The sequence below is a fragment of the Kitasatospora acidiphila genome (assembly GCF_006636205.1).
Taxonomy (GTDB): Bacteria; Actinomycetota; Actinomycetes; order Streptomycetales; family Streptomycetaceae; genus Kitasatospora; species Kitasatospora acidiphila.
This window is the reverse complement of record NZ_VIGB01000001.1, coordinates 95,754-115,491: the sequence shown is the minus strand read 5'-3', so window position 1 is coordinate 115,491 and position 19,738 is coordinate 95,754. Positions and strand designations below refer to the sequence as shown.

Annotated in this window: 22 protein-coding genes and 2 pseudogenes; 9 read left to right on the top strand and 15 right to left on the bottom strand. The window is 72.8% G+C overall.

Going from position 1 to position 19,738, the window contains the following annotated elements; genetic code table 11:
- Position 1: 1 nt before the first annotated feature.
- The 5 genes and pseudogenes from E6W39_RS00555 to E6W39_RS00535 form a co-directional block, all read right to left on the bottom strand.
- Positions 2-1,678, bottom strand: coding sequence for a hypothetical protein (locus tag E6W39_RS00555; protein ID WP_228717860.1), 1,677 nt, complete (start codon positions 1,676-1,678; stop codon positions 2-4).
- Between the two features lie 218 nt (positions 1,679-1,896).
- Complete coding sequence (locus tag E6W39_RS00550; protein WP_181799004.1) at positions 1,897-2,610, bottom strand: rhomboid-like protein; 714 nt, start codon at positions 2,608-2,610, stop codon at positions 1,897-1,899.
- Between the two features lie 127 nt (positions 2,611-2,737).
- On the bottom strand, positions 2,738-3,739 hold the full coding sequence (locus E6W39_RS00545) for a hypothetical protein (RefSeq protein ID WP_141631730.1): 1,002 nt from the start codon (positions 3,737-3,739) through the stop codon (positions 2,738-2,740).
- Entirely contained in the window at positions 3,736-4,080 is a 345-nt protein-coding gene (locus E6W39_RS00540; protein ID WP_228717859.1) for a PadR family transcriptional regulator, read from the bottom strand. Before E6W39_RS00540 ends, E6W39_RS00545 begins: the two co-directional genes overlap by 4 nt.
- A gap of 85 nt (positions 4,081-4,165) precedes the next feature.
- Positions 4,166-5,190: pseudogene (locus E6W39_RS00535) on the bottom strand (oxidoreductase).
- Positions 5,191-5,472: 282 nt separating this feature from the next.
- Between E6W39_RS00535 and E6W39_RS00530 the strand changes: the two are divergent.
- The gene (locus E6W39_RS00530) at positions 5,473-6,648 is read left to right on the top strand and encodes a DUF5954 family protein (RefSeq protein WP_181799003.1); all 1,176 of its coding nucleotides are present in this window, start codon (positions 5,473-5,475) and stop codon (positions 6,646-6,648) included.
- 55 nt (positions 6,649-6,703) lie between these two features.
- On the opposite strand, the gene E6W39_RS00525 is transcribed toward E6W39_RS00530, so the two are convergent.
- Positions 6,704-7,156 (bottom strand): MarR family winged helix-turn-helix transcriptional regulator, encoded by a 453-nt coding sequence (locus E6W39_RS00525; protein ID WP_228717858.1) that lies wholly within the window; start codon positions 7,154-7,156, stop codon positions 6,704-6,706.
- 440 nt (positions 7,157-7,596) lie between these two features.
- On the opposite strand from E6W39_RS00525, the gene E6W39_RS00520 reads away from it, so the two are divergent.
- Positions 7,597-7,824 carry a hypothetical protein gene (locus tag E6W39_RS00520; RefSeq protein WP_141631728.1) on the top strand — a complete coding sequence of 76 codons (228 nt, stop codon included), beginning with the start codon at positions 7,597-7,599 and terminating at the stop codon, positions 7,822-7,824.
- A complete protein-coding gene (locus E6W39_RS00515; protein WP_141631727.1) occupies positions 7,809-8,054 on the top strand; it encodes an alpha/beta fold hydrolase in 246 nt (81 codons plus the stop codon). The genes E6W39_RS00520 and E6W39_RS00515 overlap by 16 nt, the downstream gene beginning before the upstream one ends.
- A 109-nt stretch (positions 8,055-8,163) precedes the next feature.
- On the opposite strand, the gene E6W39_RS00510 is transcribed toward E6W39_RS00515, so the two are convergent.
- Positions 8,164-8,892, bottom strand: coding sequence for an SDR family NAD(P)-dependent oxidoreductase (locus E6W39_RS00510; RefSeq protein WP_323808962.1), 729 nt, complete (start codon positions 8,890-8,892; stop codon positions 8,164-8,166).
- A 145-nt stretch (positions 8,893-9,037) separates the two neighbouring features.
- Here E6W39_RS00510 and E6W39_RS00500 point away from each other — a divergent pair, with 145 nt between their 5' ends.
- On the top strand, positions 9,038-9,685 hold the full coding sequence (locus E6W39_RS00500) for a hypothetical protein (RefSeq protein WP_181799002.1): 648 nt from the start codon (positions 9,038-9,040) through the stop codon (positions 9,683-9,685).
- A gap of 44 nt (positions 9,686-9,729) precedes the next feature.
- Positions 9,730-10,485 carry an MBL fold metallo-hydrolase gene (locus E6W39_RS00495; RefSeq protein WP_141631724.1) on the top strand — a complete coding sequence of 252 codons (756 nt, stop codon included), beginning with the start codon at positions 9,730-9,732 and terminating at the stop codon, positions 10,483-10,485.
- Here the strand turns inward: E6W39_RS00495 and E6W39_RS38885 are convergent.
- Entirely contained in the window at positions 10,478-10,654 is a 177-nt protein-coding gene (locus E6W39_RS38885) for a hypothetical protein (protein ID WP_181799001.1), read from the bottom strand. The genes E6W39_RS00495 and E6W39_RS38885 overlap by 8 nt on opposite strands.
- Positions 10,655-10,709: 55 nt before the next feature.
- On the opposite strand from E6W39_RS38885, the gene E6W39_RS00490 reads away from it, so the two are divergent.
- Complete coding sequence (locus tag E6W39_RS00490) at positions 10,710-11,525, top strand: PIG-L deacetylase family protein (RefSeq protein ID WP_141631723.1); 816 nt, start codon at positions 10,710-10,712, stop codon at positions 11,523-11,525.
- A gap of 120 nt (positions 11,526-11,645) precedes the next feature.
- Positions 11,646-12,239: an isochorismatase family protein gene (locus E6W39_RS00485; RefSeq protein ID WP_141631722.1), complete on the top strand. Its 594-nt coding sequence runs from the start codon at positions 11,646-11,648 to the stop codon at positions 12,237-12,239.
- 151 nt (positions 12,240-12,390) lie between these two features.
- Here the strand turns inward: E6W39_RS00485 and E6W39_RS00480 are convergent, their stop codons facing one another.
- The 4 genes from E6W39_RS00480 to E6W39_RS00465 form a co-directional block, all read right to left on the bottom strand.
- Positions 12,391-13,203 (bottom strand): phosphatase PAP2 family protein, encoded by an 813-nt coding sequence (locus E6W39_RS00480; RefSeq protein ID WP_141631721.1) that lies wholly within the window; start codon positions 13,201-13,203, stop codon positions 12,391-12,393.
- 278 nt (positions 13,204-13,481) lie between these two features.
- A complete protein-coding gene (locus tag E6W39_RS00475; RefSeq protein WP_141631720.1) occupies positions 13,482-14,432 on the bottom strand; it encodes a M56 family metallopeptidase in 951 nt (316 codons plus the stop codon).
- Between the two features lie 3 nt (positions 14,433-14,435).
- Positions 14,436-14,879 carry a BlaI/MecI/CopY family transcriptional regulator gene (locus E6W39_RS00470; protein ID WP_141631719.1) on the bottom strand — a complete coding sequence of 148 codons (444 nt, stop codon included), beginning with the start codon at positions 14,877-14,879 and terminating at the stop codon, positions 14,436-14,438.
- Between the two features lie 223 nt (positions 14,880-15,102).
- On the bottom strand, positions 15,103-15,813 hold the full coding sequence (locus E6W39_RS00465; RefSeq protein ID WP_141631718.1) for a TetR family transcriptional regulator: 711 nt from the start codon (positions 15,811-15,813) through the stop codon (positions 15,103-15,105).
- Between the two features lie 92 nt (positions 15,814-15,905).
- Here E6W39_RS00465 and E6W39_RS00460 point away from each other — a divergent pair, with 92 nt between their 5' ends.
- Both E6W39_RS00460 and E6W39_RS43885 read left to right on the top strand, forming a co-directional pair.
- The gene (locus E6W39_RS00460; RefSeq protein ID WP_141631717.1) at positions 15,906-16,802 is read left to right on the top strand and encodes an SDR family NAD(P)-dependent oxidoreductase; all 897 of its coding nucleotides are present in this window, start codon (positions 15,906-15,908) and stop codon (positions 16,800-16,802) included.
- Positions 16,803-16,825: 23 nt separating this feature from the next.
- A pseudogene (locus E6W39_RS43885) lies at positions 16,826-17,436 on the top strand (GNAT family N-acetyltransferase).
- Here the strand turns inward: E6W39_RS43885 and E6W39_RS00450 are convergent.
- The 3 genes from E6W39_RS00450 to E6W39_RS00440 form a co-directional block, all read right to left on the bottom strand.
- A complete protein-coding gene (locus E6W39_RS00450; RefSeq protein WP_181799000.1) occupies positions 17,402-18,052 on the bottom strand; it encodes a class I SAM-dependent methyltransferase in 651 nt (216 codons plus the stop codon). The pseudogene E6W39_RS43885 and the gene E6W39_RS00450 sit on opposite strands and share 35 nt — an antisense overlap.
- 52 nt (positions 18,053-18,104) lie before the next feature.
- The gene (locus E6W39_RS00445; RefSeq protein WP_141631716.1) at positions 18,105-18,563 is read right to left on the bottom strand and encodes a hypothetical protein; all 459 of its coding nucleotides are present in this window, start codon (positions 18,561-18,563) and stop codon (positions 18,105-18,107) included.
- A 511-nt stretch (positions 18,564-19,074) separates the two neighbouring features.
- Positions 19,075-19,725, bottom strand: coding sequence for a TetR/AcrR family transcriptional regulator (locus E6W39_RS00440; RefSeq protein ID WP_228717856.1), 651 nt, complete (start codon positions 19,723-19,725; stop codon positions 19,075-19,077).
- Positions 19,726-19,738 lie beyond the last annotated feature (13 nt).

Sequence of the window (19,738 nt, the reverse complement as noted above, 5' to 3'; positions counted from 1 at the left end):
CTCAGCCGGTGAGCCGGACCTGCCGCTGCTGCGGTCCGCAGCGGAGCGTCACCACCGTGTCCGCCGGCTCCCGGCCCGTCCGCAGGCAGGCGTAGACGGCTGCCGCTGCCAGGCCGGGGTCCGGGGGCGGGCCGTGCATGGGGTCGACCGCGATGACCCGGCCGTCCCGCAAGCCGACCAGGCAGCCGTGCTCCAGGGGCAGCGCGGCCAGTAGGGCGCCGGGGAAGTCGGCCAGCAGGGTGGTGATCCGGGCCGTCCCGGTGTCGGTGCCGGACAGCACGTCGCCGCAGAGCAGTACGGAGGCGCTCTCGCTGAGCTCGGTGTCCGGCTCGTCCACGTCGCTCGCGAGGTGCCAGAAGCGGTCGCCGCTCTCCTCGCCGCGCTTGGCGACCGGGGCCGGGAAGCGCTCGACGTCCACCCGGAGCCCGCCATCGGCCGTGTCCGCCACGGTGGTTGCCACCAGCATCGAGGTGACCCGGGCCGGGATCTGCGGCGGCAGCGGGAACGCCTGGGCGCCGCGCGTCGGGACCTTGGGCTCGCCAAGTCCCAGCAGCCGGTAGACCAGTTGGCGCAGTCTGGGCAGTGCCATCCCCGGTTCGGCGAAGGCCCGGTCGGTGATCCCGGTCAGCCGGTCCGGCCGGTGCTCCGCCAGCGCGGCTTCGAGTCGGGGGCGCAGCGGGGCGCTGGTCTCCAGCCAGTCGGCGGCCTCGCGCAGGGCCGATCCCGCCGTCCCAGGAACCGACTCGGAGCCGAACGCGGCCAGCAGTACGGGCTTGCCCAGCGCCGCGCCGTAGAGCGTCACCGAGCCGTGGTCCCCGATCACCAGGTCGGACGCCACCAGCGCCTGCTGCCACCCGTCCAGCGGGTCGACCAGCAGCAGGCCGGCGTCGACGGCGCTCTGCTGCAGCACCCGCACCTGCCAGGAGCCGTGCGCCGAAGGGACGTTGGGGTGCAGCACCAGCGCCACCCGGAACTCGTCGGCTGGCAGCTGGGCGAGCAGCTCCATCGGCAGATCGGGGTGGGTGCCGATCAGCGACCCGGAGCCCCAGGTGGAACTCAGCACCACCAGGCGCTGGTTGCCCGCGATGCCGAGCGCACTGCGGTACCGCTCGCGCCAGCGCCGGCTGGCCCGCAGCCGGTCCAGCACGGGATCGCCGACCAGCACCGTCCGCCCGACCGTGCTGGGGTGGCTGGCCGCCAACTGCCGTTCCTGGTCCGGGTGCGAGACGGCCAGCCAGGCCCGGCGGGCGGTCAGGAGCTCATCGGCGACCAGCCCCGACAGCCGGGTGCTCGAACTCGCCGAGTCGGGAACGAACTTCTGGAACCCGATGCCGTGCGGCAGGATCAGCAGCGGGAAGTCGCCGGCCGGGGCGCCGATGTTCTCGCTCGCCGAGAGCAGCAGATCGGGCTGGATCTCCGCCAGTTGGGACCATGGGAGGGTGCGGCAGCCGAGCGACCGCAGCAGGTCGAGCACACCGTCGTTGAACGCCGATGACGGATCGTAGGCGAAGACCACGGCCACCCGGGGGTCGTCGGGCACGACCGCGGGAAGCACGTCCAGGACCCGGACCAGCGACGTGACCGTCCGCGCGGCGACCACCAGGGTCCGCTCGCCGCTGAAGGTTCGCCACCGCCAGGCCTGAGGGCCGACCGGGACGAGGATCCGCCTATCGGACATCACCGCAACCCTCCGCCGCCCGACGACAGGATCGCATACAACCCGTCAGCGGCGTTCGCGGCTCGCGGCTCGCGGCTCGCGGCTCGCGGCTCGCGGCTCGCGGCTCGCGGCTCGCGGCTCAGTGTGACTAGCGCATTGCGGGGCCCGACGCAATCTCCCACCACCTTCTCTCCCGTCACAGAAGGCTACTCGGAACGCCGCCCGCCGCCCGGAGCACCTCACACGGGACGCCGGCCGCGCGCCCTCCTGGCCACCGGCCCGACCGCGAGCAGGGCGAACCCCAGCGCCGCCGCCAGCAGATGGCCGATGGTGCTGAACTCCGGCAGCGGCCCGGGCCAGTCGCTGCCGCCACCGAGCGGCCAGGCGAGCACGAAGAGCACCCACGGCAGCCGGCTCCAGCGCGGCAGCCCGATCGTCGCGGCCGCCATCACGCTCTGCGCGCCGTAGCTGATGCCGTAGTCGTCGGCCTGCCGCACGCTCGGCGGATACCAGCCGTGCCGCAGCGCCACGACTATCACCACGGCGGTCAGCAGTGTGGCCCCGATGTGCCCGAGGAGGAACGTTCCGGCTGCCCGCAGCCCGCCCCAGCGCCGCTCCGCCCAGGCCAGGCAGCCGCAGACGCCGAGTCCCAGGGTGATGAAGGTGCCCCCGAAGCCGACCGAGGTGACATCGGTGAGCGTTCCGTCGAAGAACAGCGCGCTGCCGAGCAGTGCGGACACCGGATGGTCGCGCAGGTTGTCCAGGTTGGTGCTGAAGTAGCGCAGCAGCTCCGCTGAGCGCTCCGCCGTCATGCCGTACTCCACCCAGGCGTGGGTGGCCAGCAGCAGGCACACGTACGCGAAGGTCAGCGGAGCGCGGCGCGGGTAGGCCAGGACGGCGTCGAGTACGGGGCGGACCCGGGCCCAGGGGCGCGGTCGGGCGGGTGAGGTCATGGCGGCGGACCGTCCAGGTCGGGCGAGGGGGGACATGCCTTCGGGGCGCGCAGGTAGACCCGCGCGCCCCGAAAAGCTACCGTGCCACTCTCTCAGAGGGTTGACCACCTCATCAGGCGACCCGGTGTCAGCCCATCGCCGTCGGGCTGCTCGGCCCGCGCTCCATCGACCGGCCGCGCCGGCCGATCAGCAGGGCCGCGATCATCACACCGAGGGTGAGCACAGCGGCGGTCAGGGCGATCGGGTTGGGGTGGGCCGCCACGGCGAGCAGTCCCAGTACGCCGACCGGCAGACCGGCCACCGCCGCTGCCGCCAGGCCGAGGCGGTCCCAGCGCAGCGCCAGCGCCCCGGCGGTGACCAGGGCGACCTCGAAGGTCACCACGACAACGAGGAGCAACTGCGGATTCACAAAGAGCCAGATGGATGTGAAGGGCTCGCCGACCATGAACTGGTAGAGCATCGGCCCCGCGAGCAGCAAGCCCGCGAGCAGCGCGACGGTGCGGCGCCAGTTGGCCGGGCCGAGCAGGTCACGCGGAGCGGCGAACACGGTCGCGGCCCAGATCGTCTGCGGGCCCACCAGCACGAACAGGTCGACCAGCAGGCGCTCGACCGAGTGCGATGCCATCGGCAGCAACTGCATCAAGGGGCCCGCCACCCCGGCGAGCACGCCGACCGGTGCCAGCAGCCGGCTGAGCGACCAGCGCCCCAACAGCGCCGCGACCGCAGCTGCCAGGAGGAGCAACTCGCTGAACTGGCAGACGAGTTCACCGACCGTGCGAAGCGGGTGGTGGCCGGCCGGCCCCCACGGTGCGAACGGCCAGGTGATCGAATCGGCGTAGATCAGCCCCCGAATGAGCGTCACATAGAGGTTGACCAGGGTGGCCCCGGCCGCCGCCCCGGCCGCGAACGGTGCCGCGATGGCCGCGATCCGGGCGGGCCGGCCCGCGGAGCCGAGACCGAGCCGGCCGCGCATCCCGTGCCCGGCCAGGTCGAGCAGCTCGCGAGCGGTGGCCCAGCGGCCCGCCCCGGCGGTGGTGTCGGCGAAGACCGCCGCGATCTCCTCGCCCCACTCGCGCCGGTAGGCGGCCGGGTGCAGCCGGAGCGCCAGGCGCAGCATGCGGTCACTCATGATGCGAACGCTCCTCGGTTCTGCGGACGGGGACGGGGACGGATCGAGAGCCGCCGCTGCGCCTCGGTGGCGACGGCACGCAGCCGGTCGGCCTCGGCGGCCAGCGCCTGCCGTCCGGAGTCGGTGAGCGCGTAGCTGCGGCGGGCGCGGCCGTCCACGATCTCCTCGCTCTCGACTCGGATCAGGCCCTGGCCGAGCAGCCGCTCCAGGGCCCCGTAGAGGGTCCCGGTGCGCATCGTGACGCGGCCGGCGGAGATGGCGGCGATCTCCTGGATGAGTGCATAGCCGTGCCGTGGGGCATCGGCCAGCGCGGTGAGCAGGAGCAGCGTGGGCTCCTGCATGGAGCGTTCAACCATGGGTCTACATATATCGGTGACCGGCATATGCCGTCCAGTGGAATTTGACCATTGGTCAGGCGCGGACCGGCTAAGCGACTGGCTCGGCGGCCGCAAGCGTCGGGTAGTCGGTGTAGCCGTCGGTGCCGCCGGCGTACATCTGGTGGCCGCGCACCTCGTTGAGCGGTGCGCCGGTCCGCAGCCGTGCCACCAGGTCGGGGTTGGCGAGGAAGCCGCGGCCGAAGGCGATGAGGTCGGCCCCGGCCGCCAGCAGTCGCTCGGCGGCGGCACGGCCGCCGTCCGCGGGCAGCGCACCGCCCCAGCCGAGCACCGGGTTGGCGATCAGGGTGCCGGGCCAGTCGCGGCGGATCTGCTGGTAGACGTCCGCGTCCGGGTCCGCGAAGACCACGTGCAGATAGGCCAGTCGGTCGCCTGCCAGGGCCGGGATCAGGGCGCGGTAGATGTCCGCGGTGTCGCCCTCCTCGATGTCGTTGGCGGTCACGCCCGGCGCCACCCGCAGGCCCACCCGCTCCGGGCCGATGGCCGCCGCCACCGCGCGGACCACCTCCACCACGAAGCGGATCCGGTTCGCCACCGGACCGCCGTACTCGTCGGTGCGGTGGTTGGTGTTCCGCGCCAGGAACTGGTGCAGCAGGTAGCCGTTGGCGGCGTGCACCTCCACGCCCGCGAAACCGGCCGCCAGGGCGTTGCGAGCGGCGGTGGCGAAGTCGGCGACGGTCTCGCGGATCTGATCCACAGTCATTTCCACTGGGACCACCGCGTCCTGGTGGCCGCTCGGAGTGTGGATGGTGCCGGGCAGTGCGATCGGGGAGGGGCCAGCGGGTGCAGCCCGCTGTTCTCCGGGTGCCCGATCCGGCCGCCGTGCTGGAGCTGCAGGAAGATCCGGCCGCCGGCCGCCCGGACGGCCTCGGTGACGGTGCGCCAGCCGGCGACCTGCGACGGGGTGTGGATGCCGGGGATGTTGGCGTAGGTCTGGCCGACCGCGTTCGGCGTGCTGGCCTCTGCGATGATCAGGCCGGCGGAGGCGCGCTGGGCGTAGTAGGTCGCCATGATCGGCTGTGGTACGCCGTCGGCCCCGGCGCGGGTGCGCGTCATCGGGGCCATCACCAGGCGGTTGGGGAGCTCCAGCTGGCCGAGGGTGGTGGGCTGGAAGAGCGGCGGGTTTTGGGTGTTGGTCGTCATGCCGGAACCGTAGGACCTGACATCCGTGTCAGATTCAACTGTTGGGCGGAGCCGGGGGAGGGGCAGGCGGGAACTCCCGATGATCGTGCACCTGTTGCGGCTGGCGCGCCTGCATCCGGTGCCAATGCCACCTTCGGGGGACAATCGGGGCATTCGACTGCGGATCGGGGGCAGGGCGGTTCCATCATGTGCGCCATGGTGAACTTCGCTGACAGCGCTCCTGCTTACCTGACCATCCGGGTGACCACGCCGGACGGTCCGGCGGCGGAGCTCGCGGATGTCGAGGCATGGCAGGCGCGCGACGGATACCCCGACCTGCATTCGGCGGGCAGTCCGATGTACACGGTGGCCCGGGAGCGCGAGGAGGGCGGCTGGCAAGTCGTGTCGAGCCTCGGGCTCACCCCGCAGGGAACCCGCGAGGTGATGGGCATGCTGGCCCGCGAGCAGGCGGCCGAGGTGGCGGAGGCCGGCGACACCGAGACCCAGCAGCGGTACCTGGCGATCGCCGAGCGGCTGGAGTGGGAGAAGATCGACGAGGTGGAGCTGGACGGCCGCTACCGGGTGATCCGGGTGGAGCGGTTCATCCGCACCGGGCCGGACGGGCCGGAGCCGCCGCGCTCCAGCGACTTCGACGACCCGGACGACCCGGAACTGCGCGGCCGGACCGGCGGCCCGGACCCGGCGGAGGGCTTCGTCCTCGACCCCACCGTGCCGACCGGCATGTCCGAGGGCATCCTCAAGACCGACCTGATCCAGCTGGTCCCGGGACGGGCCCGCACCTCGACCGCCACCTACGACGACGCGGTGCAGGCCGGTCATACCCACCCCGGCGTGGTGCTGCTGCCCGCGGCGTTCTCGGTCGCCGAGCGGCAGTGGGGCAAGTGGGTGCCGGCCGGCATCGTGGACTGCCCCACGCCGTTCCGGGCCCGGGACGTGCTCTCGATGCACCTGCGGGTGGCCGATCCGGTCTACCGCGGGCTCTCCCAGGAGGAGCGCGAGGCGTATGCTGCGGCGGCCGAGATGCTGGAGAGCACCGGCTGCAACGAACTGACCGTCGAGGACCGGTTCCTGAGGATCATCCGGGTCGAACGGATGGTCCGGTTCGGGCCCGACGGGCCGGAGGGGCCGCGCCCGTCCGACCCGGACCCGGAGGATCCGGTGATGGTGGCGGACCAGAAGTTGCGTGCCCAGGGCATCGATCTGGACGACGACTCGCCGATCGTGCTGAACGGCCCGGCCAAGGAGTTCCAGCAGCTCTTCGAGGCCGAGATGGCGCGGCGCGGCAAGCCGGCCCTCCCGCTGCCGGACGGTGCGGCGCAGGACGAGGCGGCGGGCGAATCGGCGGGCGAGGCGGACCCGGCCGGCGACTGACCGACGACTGCACCGCGACTGACCGACGACGTGACGACGAGCGCAGCCGCGCGTCCTAGCCCGGGCGCTGCTCCCCGGCGGCACGCTGGATCGCCGCCGTGCAGCGGCCGAGCAGGGCGCGCAGTTGCTCGCGCTCCGCGGCGGTCAGCTCATCGGCGATGGCCTGCTCGATGGCGCTGGCCCGGGCGTCCGCCAACTCGAGTGCGGTGCGGCCGGCTTCGGTGAGGCGGGTCTCCAGCACGTTCCCGTGCCAGCGGTGCGGGGCGCGCTCGACCAGCCCGCGGTCGGTGAGGTTCTTCAGCACCACGGCCATCGCCTGCGGCGTGACGTTGCACGCTCGGGCCAGTGCGGCGCCGCTGATCCCGGAGTTCTCGGCGAGCACGAAGAGCGTGGCGTACTGCGGCACGGTGAGCCCGGCCGGGTCCACTGCGGCCCGCTTCGCCGCCATCAGCTCCTGCTCGGCGTGGCGGATGTCGATTCCGAGGCGTTCACTGACCGGCATTCCCATGGGCAGATGGTACAAGCCGATGCGGGTGCGCAAGTGGATTGACAGTCATCAAGGCCTTGATGACGATCGTGACATTGTTGATCTCCGGCTTGCCCTGGGAAGGACCGCGCCGCCGTGCCCGCTTCGCAGACCCTGGACGTCCCGCACGCCCGCCTCGCCTACCGCAGCACCGGGACCGGCCCGCTCGCGGTGTACGCCCACGGCGCCCTCTCCAGCCGGGACCACGAGCGGCGGTCGGGGTTCCTGGACTGGTCGCCGATCGCCGCCGCAGGGCTGCGCCTGGCCGAGTACGACGCCCGCGGCCACGGCGAATCCACCGGCCGCCCGGTCGAGGCCGACTACGCCTACCCGGCGCTCGCCGACGACCTCCGGGCGCTCTGCGACCACCTCGCCCCCGGCGACCGGGTCCATGCCATCGGCTCCTCGATGGCGCGGCCACCGTGCTCCACGCCGCCCTGGCGGAGCCCGAGCGCTTCGACCGGCTGGTGCTGGCCATGCCCGGCGTCGCCTGGCAGGCCGGGGAGGGCCGCCGCGAGGTCCTGCGCGCCGCCGCGCGGACCGTGGCGCAGCAGGGCAAGGCCGCCCTGCACACCGCGATGCGCCTCGGCCGGCCGCCGATCCTGGCCGACACCGACTTCCCCCGGTCTTCGACGTGTCGCAGGAGCTGATGCCGACCGTGCTGCGCGCGGCCGCCGCCAACGACCTGCCCGACCCGCAGGCCCTGCGTCAACTGCCGCACCCCACACTGGTGCTGGCCTGGGACACCGACCCGAGCCACCCGGTCGCCACCGCCGAGGCCCTCGCCGACCTGCTCCCCGACGCCGAGGTGCACATCTCCCGTGACCTCGCCGACATCCGCACCGGGGGCGCCCGCGCGGCGGAGTTCCTGGCCGGGTGATCATGGGTAGCGCCCAGCGGGAACATCAGCGGCAACTACGGCCTGGCACCGAAATTCGCAGGGCCGGACGGCTGCTACCGCCCCAGCACGGCACCGCCGTTGAGGCCGATCACCTGGCCGGTGAGATAGCCCGCCTCGGGGAGCCGAGGTAGGCGACGGCGGCCGCCACGTCCTCGGGGGTGCCGGCGCGGCCGACCAGGGTGTCCGCAACCTTCTCGGCGTGGAAGCGCTCGCTCCAGCGGTCGCCGAAGATCTCGGTGTCGGCGACATAGCCGGGTGCCAGCACGTTCACCGTGATGCCGTCCGGCCCGAGCTGCCGGGTCAGACCGAACGCCCACCCGTGCAGCGCGGCCTTCGCGGCGGCGTACGAGCCGGCCGAGTGCGAGCCGGCGCCACCGCGCTGGGCAGCGGCGGAGCTGATCACGATCAGTCGGCCGCCGGGGCGGCGCAGCCGGTCCAGCAGGGCAGTGGTCAGCAGCACGGCCGTCACCAGGTTGGTGTCCAGGTCGCGTCGCCAGGCCTCGGCGAGCGCGGGCAGCGAGTCGTCTGCGGGGGCGGTGATCACGGCGCCGGCGTTGTTGACCAGCACGTCCACCGGGCCGAGCGGGGCGATCCGCTGGACGGCCGCCTCGACTTGCCGAGCGTCCGTCAGGTCGACGCCGACCGGTACCACTCGGGCGGCGCCGACCGCCTCGTCGATCTCCTCGCGGGCCCGTTCCAGCACCTCGGTGCGCCGTCCCAGGACCACCACCCGGTGCCCGTCGCCGGCCAGCCGGCGTGCGATCGCCTTGCCGATCCCCGTGCCGCCGCCCGACACCACCGCGAGCCGTTCCGTCATCGTTTCCCCCTGCCGTGATCAGCTGATGATGATCACGATCCTACGGTCCTCACGGATCGTCAGATCGGCCGGTGGAACCGCCCAGCGCGTGGGCACATCATAGGGAGGACCACACAGTGGAACTCGGAAGTCCTCGGAGTCGACTTTGCCCCGTAGCCTCAACGCCGCGCTGCTCCTGCTCATCGCCACCGCCCTCGCGGGCTGCGGAAGTCCGGTGGTACACGGGCCCCAGCAGGAGCCCGCCCACAGCGCGGGCGCGAGGTCCTGCCCGACCGCGGCCGAGTGGCAGGGCGCGCTGCCCACCGCGGTGCCCACCGCGCCGCCGACCGGCCAGGACTCGACGCCCGGGAACACCCCGGAGGCCGAGGCGCTGACCCAGGCCGTCGGCGAACAGGGGACCGGTGACTACGCCGACATCTACGGTTCGCAGATCACCGACTACCCGAGGGGCCATGTGGCCCTCTGCGTCACGGACTTGAACAAGGGGCAGGCCCTGGCCGCCGCAGCCAAGCAGGCCCACCCGGACATCGACCTGAGCAGGCTCGACCTGTATGCCTGCCGGTACAGCAAGCAGACGCTGGTCAGCGCGGCCGGACGGGTCGGCAAGCTGATGCCGACGCTGCTCGGCTTCCCGCTCTACACCGTCGGGCCCGCCAGCGACGCCTCGGGCGTCCAAGTGACCAGCACCGCAGAGGGGGTGGCCTCGCAGGCCCTCCACGACCGGCTGGCCCAGGCTGCGGGAGACGGCATCCCGGTGACGGTGGTGGCGGGCGAGGCTCCCCACGACGCTTGACGCGGCGCACAAGCGCTGACACCTGGGCTGGCACAATGGTCACCATGACCGAAGTAGCCCAGAACGTCTTCTCTTTCGAAGGCACGGCCGTCAACTGGATCATCCTGCGGGACGGCCGCGACCTGACGCTGATCGACGGCGGCTGGCCCGGGGACGCGCCGGCCGTAGAGGAGTCGATCCGCTCGCTGGGCTGCCGCCCGCAGGACGTCCAGGCGGTGCTGCTGACCCATGCGCACGTCGACCACATGGGTGCCGTCAAGGACCTGCACCGCCGGTTCGGCATCCCGGTGTACACGGGTGACGTCGAAGTGCGGCACGCCCGGCGGGAGTTCCTCGAACAGGCGACGGTGGCGGACGTGCAGAAGGCGCCGCAGGAGCTGCTGCTGCCGTGGATGGAGCGAGTGCTGCGGGTCGGGGCACTGGACGACCCCGCGATCCCGGACGCCACCCCGATCCCGCCGGGCCCCCTCGACCTGCCCGGCGGACCGGTCGCACTGCCGGCCCCCGGGCACACCACCGGCCACCTCGCCTTCCACCTGCCCGGACCGGGGGCCCTGGTCACCGGTGACGCACTGGTGACCGGGCACGCGCTGTCGCCGATCGAGGGCCCGCAGCTGATCCCGTGGTTCTTCACCCACTCGGAGCCCGAGGCGCGCGCCACCCTCGCCGCCTTCGAAACCCTGGACGTCGACCTCATCCTGCCCGGGCACGGCGAACCCGCCAACCTGCCCATCGCCGAGGCCGTCGCCATCGCCCGGCGGAACGCGGCCCAGACCGCCGCCGAGCGCGGGCTCAGCTGAGGCGGCGCGCGAGCAGCAGCCGGGTCGGACAGCGCTTGGTGATCCGGCCGCCGTGCCGACGGTCGATCAGGTTGCCGAGGCAGCCCAGCAGGGCGGCCCGCGCGGCCGGTGCCAGCACCCGGTGGCCCGAGTAGCTGCGCAGCAGGCTCTGGTACTCCGCACTGGTCATGCGGAACTCCAGGCGCGCCGAACGATCTTGCGGCCGGGTGCGGCACAATGCCGCCATGGCAACCGTCGTGGCTTTCCACGCCCATCCGGATGACGAAGTGCTGCTGACCGGCGGCACGTTGGCGCGAGCCGCCGCGGCGGGGCACCGGGTGGCGGTCGTGGTGGCCACCGACCAGATCGGCGAGCGCGGCCCGGGGGAGTCGCCGCGGCTGGCCGAACTGCGGGCCAGCGCCGAGGTGTTGGGTGTGGCCCGGGTGGTGCATCTGGGCTACGCGGACAGCGGGCACGGCCCGGTGCTCTACCCCGACCCGCCGGATCGCATCCGCTTCGCCCGCGCCGAACCGGCCGATGCCGCAGCGAAGTTGGCCGCCATCCTGTGCGAGGAGAAGGCCGAGCTGCTGCTCAGCTATGACGCGGCGGGCGGCTACGGGCACCAGGACCACGTCAAGGTGCACCAGGTCGGCCGGCTGGCCGCCGAACTGGCAGGCGTGGGGCGGGTACTGGAGGGCACGCTGCCGCGTGAGGGGGTGGCCCGACTGGTGCGGACGATCCGGCTGCTGCGCATCCCGTTCCGCTACGACCCCGAGGTGCTGGGCAACGCCTTCACGCCGCGGTCGGCGATCACCCACCGGATCGACGTGCGGCGCTACGCCGGGCAGAAGCAGCGGGCGCTGGCCGCGCACCGCTCGCAGGTGTCGGGGACCGGCCGGCTGGCTCCGGTGATGCGGGCGCTGGTCCGGATGCCGGCGCCGCTGTTCGGGCTGCTGCTCGGGCGGGAGTGGTACGCCGAGGTGGGGGCGGCGGGCGGGCGCGCGCCGCTCGGTGACATCTTCCAGCCGGTGGTACGCGGGGCGCGGGCGGGGCGTGTGTGACGGTTGCCGGATGCGCCAGCCGGATGCCGCCAGTCGGGTGAATACCCGTCAGATACCGCGCCTGTCCGGAAGAGGTGGGGCACGGATGGAACCTCAGGTTCCAGGGCGGAAGGGGCTGACGTGCACCGTGCACTGATCGTCGTAGACGTACAGAAGGACTTCTGTGAAGGAGGGAGCGTTCCGGTGAAGGGCGGCGCGGAGCGGGCCGGTGCGATCGCCGCGCTGGCCAACCGGGCCCGGGGCGCGCGGTACGCGCACGTGGTGGCCACCCGTGATCACCACATCGACCCGGGCGGACACTTCTCCGACCACCCGGACTTCCGCGACTCCTTCCCCGTGCACTGCGTGGCCGGCAGCGCCGGCAGCGAGTTCCACCCCGCCTTCCAGCCCGCGATGGCGTCGGGGGCGGTCGACGAGGTGTTCTACAAGGGCGCGCACTCCGCCTCCAAGAGCGGCTTCGAGGGGGCGGCGGTGGACGGCACCGGGCTCGCCGCCTGGCTGCACGCCCACCAGGTCAGCAAGATCGACGTGGTCGGCATCGCCACCGACCACTGTGTGAAGGCGACCGCGCTGGACGGTGTCAAGGCCGGCTTCGAAGCCCGGGTGCTGCTCGACTACACGGCCGGCGTCGCCCACGACAGCACCGAGGCCGCGATGGCCGAGATGCGGGACGCCGGCATCGAGCTGACCGGTGCGCCGGTGGTGCTCGTCTGACACTGCCCTGCCGCCCTTGGTGTCTTGCGAAGCACATCGCCTGAAAGGCACATTGCCCGAAAGGCACATCGCCTGAAAGGCACATCGCCGAAAAGCACATCGCCCTCCCCGGTGGTCTCCGGGGAGGGCGATGCCTGCGGGCGCTGGTGCGTCAGCCGCGGGGTGGGAAGGCCGGGCGGCCGGTGAGCAGCCGCTGCACACCGAAGCCGAGGAACGCGATCGTCGCGCCCGCGACGGCGTCGGCCTCGAAGTGGTTGCCGGTGCAGACGATCACCGCGAACGTGGTCAGCGGGAACACCACACCCAGCGCCCGCACCAGCTGGTTCTTGGCGAGCCGGAACATCACGATGCCGCACCACGAGGCCCAGGCCACATGGATGGACGGCATCGCGGCGTACTGGTTGGAGACGGTGTCCACCGAACCGGACGCCCAGGAGCCCCAGGTGTGGTGCTTCACCACCGTGTCGATGAAGCCCGCGTTGGCCAGGAAGCGCGGCGGGGCCAGCGCGAAGAAGTAGAAGCCGAGCAGCGCGGAGCCCGAGGTGACGCAGAGCGCCGTGCGTGCGGCCCGGTACTGTTCGGGGTGGCGCCAGTAGAGCCAGAGCAGCACGCCGATCAGGCCGACCATGTAGAGCGTGGCGTAGTAGTAGTTCATCCCGACGATCAGCCACGTGGTGTGGTCGGCCGTGTGGTTGGCCCACTGCTCGAAGCTCAGGTGCAGGTGCTTCTCGAAGCCCAGCACCTCGCCCGCCCGCCGCAGCGCCGCGTCCCGCTGGCCGGGCACGGCGTTGCGGGTGTCGTTGTAGAGCACCCAGCCCACGATGATCAGCACCAGCTCGGCCCACCACGCAGGCCGTCCGACCCGGATCCAGCCGGCGGGCAGCAGGCCGCGGCGTCCCGGTCTACCGGCCGGGGCGGCCGCGGCCTCCGCGGTCGGTGGTCGGGTGGTGGGCGTGAGCGTCATGGGCGGGTCCTGGTCGTCGGGGTGAACGGCGAGCCGGACCTGCTCGGCGGGCAGGCCTGCCCGCCGAGCACCGTCGGTGGCAGTATGAATCGCTCGTGGAGCCATTCGCGGGTCGCGCCCGGGCCGGGCACGAAAGGTCAATCTACAGCGTGTAGTAGTTCGTGTTCAGGGCCGCGTCACTTTCCGGCCGGGAAGCGACGGCCGAGGCAGCCGGGACGTCCTGGGAATGAGGACGCCGGTCGCGGCGCCATGGTTCGGGCGCCGGTGCGGCCGGTCGGTCAGTCGCGGTCGCCGTTGGCGCCGGCCCCCGGGTGCCGCTGGACGTACGCGTGCCGTGCCGCCCGGAACAGGTCCTCCGTGGTGTGCGCGGCGAACCCGAGGCTGACCAGGCACCCTAGCGCCAGCGTCGCGGCGGCGGCCAGCGGCGCCCGGCGGGTGGCCGGCGGCGGCGCGAGCAGCGCCCGCATCCGGCGCGGCACCGGACCGCCGGTGGCCGCCGGCAGCGCCTGCGGCCCGGGGTCGGTCTTGCGGGCCAGCGCGGCCCGGCCCACGGCACGGGCCATGGCGGCCCGGTCGCCGACCGCCCGGGCCCCCTCCTCGTCCGCCCAGCGCTCGACGGCGAAGGCACCCTCCCGCGCCAGCGGGCGCAGCAGCGGGCAGGCGGCGGCGCACAGCTGGTAGGCGAGCAGGAAGCGGTGGTGGCGATGGCGCAGATGGGCCCGCTCATGCGCCATCAGTGCGGCCAGCTCGACCCCCGCCACCACGCGCAGCATCCCCGTTGACACCACCACCCGCCCGGGGGCGCCGGGCAGTGCGAACGCCTCGGGGACCGGATCGTCGAGCACCGCCAGGTCGCCGGAGACCGGCAGGGTGCGGCAGCGGTGCCGGGCTTGCAGCAGCACCCGGCCGCGCCGCCAGGAGGCGCGCAGCACCAGGGCCACCCCGAGGAGCAGCAGCAGGCCGCACAGGCCCGCCCCCAGCCGGCTGACCGGCTCCTGGCTGCGCAGGTACCAGACCGACCAGAGCCCCCGGTCGGCCACCGCCCGGATCTGCCCGAAGCCGGTGAACGCCAGCAGCGCCAGGGCGCCCAGCCAGGTCGTCGCGGCCGACGCGCCGGCGGTGGCGAGCGCCCAGGCGGCCGGGCGGGGCGCCAACCGGGTGGCCAGGCGGGGTGCGGCAAGGGCCAGGGTGCCGCTGACTATGAGCGGGGCGAGGAAACTGGGGCCCACTGCTCAGCCCTTCGGGTTGTCGTGGCCGCCGCGGTGGCTCGTGCCGGCATGGCCCGCGGCGCCGTGGACCGGGTCGACGTGGGCGGCGAGCAGGCGCTGCACCAGTTCCTCGTCCTCGTCGGTGAGGTCCGAGACGAACCGGGCCAGCACCGCCCCGCGGTCCGAACCGCGCTGCAGCAGTGAGTGCATCTGGCTGGCGGTGTGCGCGGCCTCGTCCCGCACCGGGGCGTAGGCGTAGCCGCGGCCGACCCGCTCGCGGCGCAGGGTGCCCTTGTCGTGCAGGCGGGACAGGATGGTGACCACCGTGGTGTAGGCGAGGTCGCCGGGCAGCAGGGTGTTCACCTGGGACGCGGTCAGCGGGCCGCCGGCTGCCCAGAGCACGGCCAGTACCACGCCCTCCAGCTGCCCGGCCGCCCGGCGCCCGCCCGGGACCTGTCGATCCGTCATCTCCGCACCTCTCCCTGCCCGGGCATGGCTACCCGCCACTGCCCACCGGAAGCGCCGTGGGTACGGTGACTGGTCATGCACGGTCAGTATGGCGCGCCGTCAGGCCGCACCGGCAGTACGGGCAGGCGGGGGAGCGGGCCGGTGTGGCGGTGGGCTGGGGTGAACAGGTGCTTGGGCAGGGGCCTGTGTCGAGGTCAGGGGCCCGTGCCGAGCAAGCGCCTGGTCAGTGCTCCGGTGCCCGCGCCGCCCCCGAAGCGGCGGCGTAGCCGGTGAGCAGGGCGGCCAGGATGTCGGCCAGCCGGGGCTCGACGTCGACGACGGAGTGGGCCAGTTCGGGGTCGGTCTCGTAGAAGGCGCGCAGACGCGTGCCGGGCGCGGCCATCTGCCACAGGGATCCGGCCATCGAGGTGGCGGTCGTCACGACGTTGAGCGCCTGGTCGGGGCCGAGCGGGGTGACCGTGCCCAGGGCGGCACTGATCTTCGTGACCTCCGCGATGGCGGTCTTCTTGAACGCCCGGACGCTCTCGGTGGAGACGTTGCGTTCCAGGTTCAGCGGGGTGTGTGCCAGCAGGTCGCAGAACAGCGGCCGGGCCACCAGTGACCGGGCCAAGGCGTCGGCGATCGAGTGGGCGGTCCGGTCCCACACCGGCCCGCCGGCGGCCAGGCAGGGCGTGATGGCATCGAGGCGGCCGCGCACCTCGGCTGACCAGTCCTGCCAGGCGTTCGCCGCCAGGCGCAGGAAGATGTCCTCGCGCGTCTCGAAGTAGCGCAGCATCGCGGACTTGTGCATGCCGACTTCGTCGGCGATGGCGGTCACGGTCACCTCCCGGACGCCGTTCGCGGCCGCCAGGTGTGCCGCCGCCGCGAGGATCGCATCCTCGCGGGCCCGCTTGGCCTCGGGGCTACGGGCTCGTATGAAGTCAGCCGTGGTCATGGCCCCAGCGTAACGAAACAAGGTTTCGGTAAGTAGTCCAAAGTTACCGCAACAGGGTTGCGCTAATAACGCAACTGTGTTGCGCTAGGAGTATGAGTACACACACCCACGCCTGGTTCATCACTGGCTCCTCGCGCGGCTTCGGTCGCTCCCTCGCCGGCGCCGCCCTGGCGGCCGGCGATCAGGTCGTCGCGACCGCCCGCCGGCCCGAGCAGCTGGCCGACCTGGTCGAGAAGTACGGCGACCGCGTGCTCCCCGTGGCGCTCGACGTCACCGACGCCGCCGCGGCCCGGGCCGCGTTCACCGCGGCGCGGGAGAAGTTCGGCAGGGTCGACGTGGTGGTCAACAACGCGGGATACGCCAACACCTCGGCGATCGAGAGCACGTCCGAGGACGACTTCCGCCGTCAGTTCGAAACCAACTTCTGGGGCGTCTACAACGTCTCGACGGCCGCGATCCCGGTCCTCCGGGCGCAGGGCGGCGGGACGATCGTGCAGTTCTCCTCCATCGGCGGTCGCGTCGGCGGCAACCCCGGGCTCGGGTCCTACCAGGCGGCGAAGTTCGCCGTGGACGGCTTCACCCGGGTGCTGGCGGCCGAGACCGCGCCGTTCGGCATCAGGTGCCTGGTCGTGGAGCCGGGCGGCTTCGCCACGGACTGGGCCGGCGCCTCGATGAAGGTCCCGGAGGTCGCACCGGAGTACGAGTCGACGGTGGGCGAGATGGTGCGCCTGTTCAACGGCATGTCCGCCCCGGGTGACCCCGACCGTGCCGGCGAGATCCTGGTCCGCCTCGTCAAGCACCCGAACCTGCCCTCCCACCTCCTCCTCGGGGCCGGTGCCGTCCAGATGGCGCAGGACTACTCGCGCGGCCAGCTGGAGGAGGCGGCCGCCTGGGAGCCGCTGAGCCGGTCGGCCGACTTCGGCCAGGACTACCCGGTCGACCTCACGGGCCTCGCGGGCCTCGCGCAGGAAGCCGGGCAGCGGCGATAGGCGTCCGGGGGGATCAATGACGGATGAGTCACGAGCCCCTGACCCCTGAACCCACCGCCCGCCGGGCGTCCCGTCAGATGACCGACCACGACCTCGACGACATGGCGGCGCTGCTCGGCGACCCGGCCGTGATGCGCTACTACCCGCAGCCGATGGACCGTCGGCAGGCCCAGGGCTGGATCGACTGGAACCAGCGGCTCTACCAGGAGCGCGGGTTCGGCCTCTGGCTGCTGACCCTGCGGGAGACCGGCGAGTTCGTGGGCGACTGCGGACTGACGCCCCAACTGATCGAGGGAGTCACCGAGATCGAGGTCGGCTACCACGTGCGGGCGAGCTCCAGGGGCAGGGCCTGGCCGCCGAAGCGGCCGCCGCCTGCCGTGACCTCGCCCGCGACGTCCTGGAGGTGGAGCGGCTGATCGCCATCATCGATCCGGCGAACAGGCCGTCCCAGCGGGTGGCGGAGAAGACCGGCCTCGCCCATGAGCGGGACGCGGTCTCACGCTCGGGGCAGCCGGTGCGGATCTACTCGATGGCGCTGCAGCCCACGGCCCGGGTGGCGTCGGTGCGGTGTGCGGGGAGCAGACCACACCGAGCGCTGTTCAGGCGTCCGTTCGGGAGAGCAGCCACTGACTGATGCGTGCCGGATGGCCGTTCATGGTGGCGACGTCGATCTCACGGGTGCGGACCACCTCGAACCCGGCGAGCAACTCACCCAGCCACTCCGGCGCATGGTGACGGCAGACCGCGCCGTCACCGGTCTCGAAGACGCCGTAGCTGCCGTACTTCGCCGAAAACCGGTCATAGCGGGCCTGGTTGCGCTCGTCCGGCTGGAGGCAGTAGTCACTGAGGTACAGCAGCCCGCCGGGACGCAGCACCCGGCGCAGTTCATCGACCACCCCGCACTGGCCCTCGTCGGTGGGGATGCAGGTGAGAACGGCGAACAGCAGGGCCAAGTCCGTGCCGCCGTCCGGGAGATCGAGCCGCGGCGGGTCGGTGAGCACGCTGAACCGGGCACCGGGACACGTGGTGCGAGCCCGGGCGACCAGGGCGGGGGAGAGGTCCACTCCCTCGATCATGCGGAAGCCGAGCTCCTGGAGCTGCCCCGCCAACCGCCCGTACCCGCACCCGTAGTCGAGCACCCGGGCATCGTCGCCTAGCCCGGCCAGCCACTCCGCTGCCACCGGGTGCGTGAAGGTCTTCACCGCGCCGGTGGTGTCCCAGTACTCCAACTGCTGATCGATGTCGGTCATGGTCGACGGTATCGCACGTCCCGTGCAGCTCAAGTGGCGCAAGGCCGTCCGATCAGTGCGGCAGCAGCAGGTAGCAGCCGTCGCTGGTGAAGTCGGCGATCCGGTAGCCGTCCGCCAGTGCGGTGATCAGCGCGGTCCGCACCACGCGGCGCCAGTGTGCGGCGGCCGGGCGGTCGTTGGCGCGGAGCAGGTCGATGTCGGGTGGGACCGCGACCAGTTGGGCGGGGGCATCAGGAGTGGCGGATGCCGGGGTGCCCTGGTGGTCGACCACCAGTTCGGCGCCGCTCGGCACCGCCCGGTCGGGCTTGGGCAGTCGGCGCCGCGCGGCCTGGGTTGCCCGTTCGGACGTGAGGCGCCAGTGGACGGCGAGCCGGTCGGTCTCCTCCAGGGCGTTCAGGCCGTCGCTCAACGGTCCGTAGAAGTCCGGCAGGTAGGCCACCGCCTCGGCTCCCAGGCTGCGCAGGTTGAACCGGGCGTTGCGGCGCAGCAGCGGGTCGAAGGTCCAGCGCACCTCGTGCAATCCGTGGCCCAACGCCCAGGCGCGCTGGTGCTGCTTGACCGCGAAGCCGACCCCGGTGCCGCGCTCACCGGCAGGACGCCGAGCACGTCGGAGTGCAACCGGTCACCCGGGCTGAGGAACCCCACCGCGGCGGCCACCAGCCGGGATCCCCGGAACGCACCCGCGAGGTAGTTGCCCGAGTACTCATACGCCCGCAGCACCGCAGGCGGCACCACCGGCTCCGGGGGCTGCGCCTGCCAGACCCGGTTGAGCAGTTCGGCGGCGCACCGCACCTCGGCCAGGCCGACCAGCGCCCGCACGGTGACACCGCTGCGGTCGGCGGCGGCCTGCGTGCACCGCTCGGCGTCGAGCAACTCATCGCCCATGCTCCGACGGTAGGACACGGCGATGCCCGAGTGACAGCCCCTGAACGGTGGTTCCCCCTCAGCTGACGGGGGTCAGGCAGAGGCGAGCGCCCGCCACGGCGCTGGTGCGCCTCCGGCCGATGCCCGCCTGATCGGGATCAACCGCGCTGCTGAAAGCAGTCGTCCAGTCCGCCGGACAGCATGCCGAACGCACGGTCGGCGTCGGCCAGTGCCTCCGGGAGGACGGCTGCCGCCAGCCGGCCGGCGGCGATGCGGTGCCAGTTCTGCTGCCCGAGCTCATGGCGGACCGTCACCAGATGGCAGGCGGCCAGTCGGGCACTGAGACCGTCGGGGGCGGCCGGCCGCAGGGCCTCGGTGAGGAGCTCGATCTCGCGGTCCGTGTAGTGCTGGAGCCGACTCTGCAGGGCGGGGGTTGAGTAGAGCAGGTGCTGGAAGGCGACCACCTCGGGGCTGTCGCAGAGCCCGGTGATCGGGTCATGGTCGCGCAGGGCCGCCAGGAAGTGTTCGTGCAATGCCCGCACGGGCGTGGCGCCGGTGGCGCGGGCCCGCACGATCCGGGCCGCCTCGTCCTGGTGGTCGGCGAAGCGGCACAGCACCAAGTCCTCCTTGCCGGCGAAGTACCGGAACAGGGTCGGCTTGGACACCTCAGCGGCTGCGGCTACATCGGCCACCGACACCGCGTCGAAGCCGTGCGCGAGGAAGAGGCGCAGGGCCGTCTCGGCGAGGTGCTGATGGGTGCGTTGCTTCTTGCTCTCCCGTAGTCCGGGGGATCCGTTCGGCATGGCCATGGAGCCAAGGCTA

Excerpts from the sequence above, each read along its gene's own strand:
- E6W39_RS00465 (WP_141631718.1), bottom strand. The coding sequence starts at position 15,813 with ATGACCACGGCTGACTTCATACGAGCCCGTAGCCCCGAGGCCAAGCGG.
- E6W39_RS00470 (WP_141631719.1), bottom strand. The coding sequence starts at position 14,879 with ATGACGGATCGACAGGTCCCGGGCGGGCGCCGGGCGGCCGGGCAGCTG.
- E6W39_RS38885 (WP_181799001.1), bottom strand. The coding sequence starts at position 10,654 with ATGACCAGTGCGGAGTACCAGAGCCTGCTGCGCAGCTACTCGGGCCAC.
- E6W39_RS00460 (WP_141631717.1), top strand. The coding sequence starts at position 15,906 with ATGAGTACACACACCCACGCCTGGTTCATCACTGGCTCCTCGCGCGGC.
- E6W39_RS00450 (WP_181799000.1), bottom strand. The coding sequence starts at position 18,052 with ATGACCGACATCGATCAGCAGTTGGAGTACTGGGACACCACCGGCGCG.
- E6W39_RS00440 (WP_228717856.1), bottom strand. The coding sequence starts at position 19,725 with ATGGCCATGCCGAACGGATCCCCCGGACTACGGGAGAGCAAGAAGCAA.
- E6W39_RS00550 (WP_181799004.1), bottom strand. The coding sequence starts at position 2,610 with ATGACCTCACCCGCCCGACCGCGCCCCTGGGCCCGGGTCCGCCCCGTA.
- E6W39_RS00530 (WP_181799003.1), top strand. The coding sequence starts at position 5,473 with ATGGTGAACTTCGCTGACAGCGCTCCTGCTTACCTGACCATCCGGGTG.
- E6W39_RS00510 (WP_323808962.1), bottom strand. The coding sequence starts at position 8,892 with ATGACGGAACGGCTCGCGGTGGTGTCGGGCGGCGGCACGGGGATCGGC.
- E6W39_RS00490 (WP_141631723.1), top strand. The coding sequence starts at position 10,710 with ATGGCAACCGTCGTGGCTTTCCACGCCCATCCGGATGACGAAGTGCTG.
- E6W39_RS00540 (WP_228717859.1), bottom strand. The coding sequence starts at position 4,080 with ATGCAGGAGCCCACGCTGCTCCTGCTCACCGCGCTGGCCGATGCCCCA.
- E6W39_RS00525 (WP_228717858.1), bottom strand. The coding sequence starts at position 7,156 with ATGGGAATGCCGGTCAGTGAACGCCTCGGAATCGACATCCGCCACGCC.
- E6W39_RS00495 (WP_141631724.1), top strand. The coding sequence starts at position 9,730 with ATGACCGAAGTAGCCCAGAACGTCTTCTCTTTCGAAGGCACGGCCGTC.
- E6W39_RS00480 (WP_141631721.1), bottom strand. The coding sequence starts at position 13,203 with ATGACGCTCACGCCCACCACCCGACCACCGACCGCGGAGGCCGCGGCC.
- E6W39_RS00545 (WP_141631730.1), bottom strand. The coding sequence starts at position 3,739 with ATGAGTGACCGCATGCTGCGCCTGGCGCTCCGGCTGCACCCGGCCGCC.
- E6W39_RS00555 (WP_228717860.1), bottom strand. The coding sequence starts at position 1,678 with ATGTCCGATAGGCGGATCCTCGTCCCGGTCGGCCCTCAGGCCTGGCGG.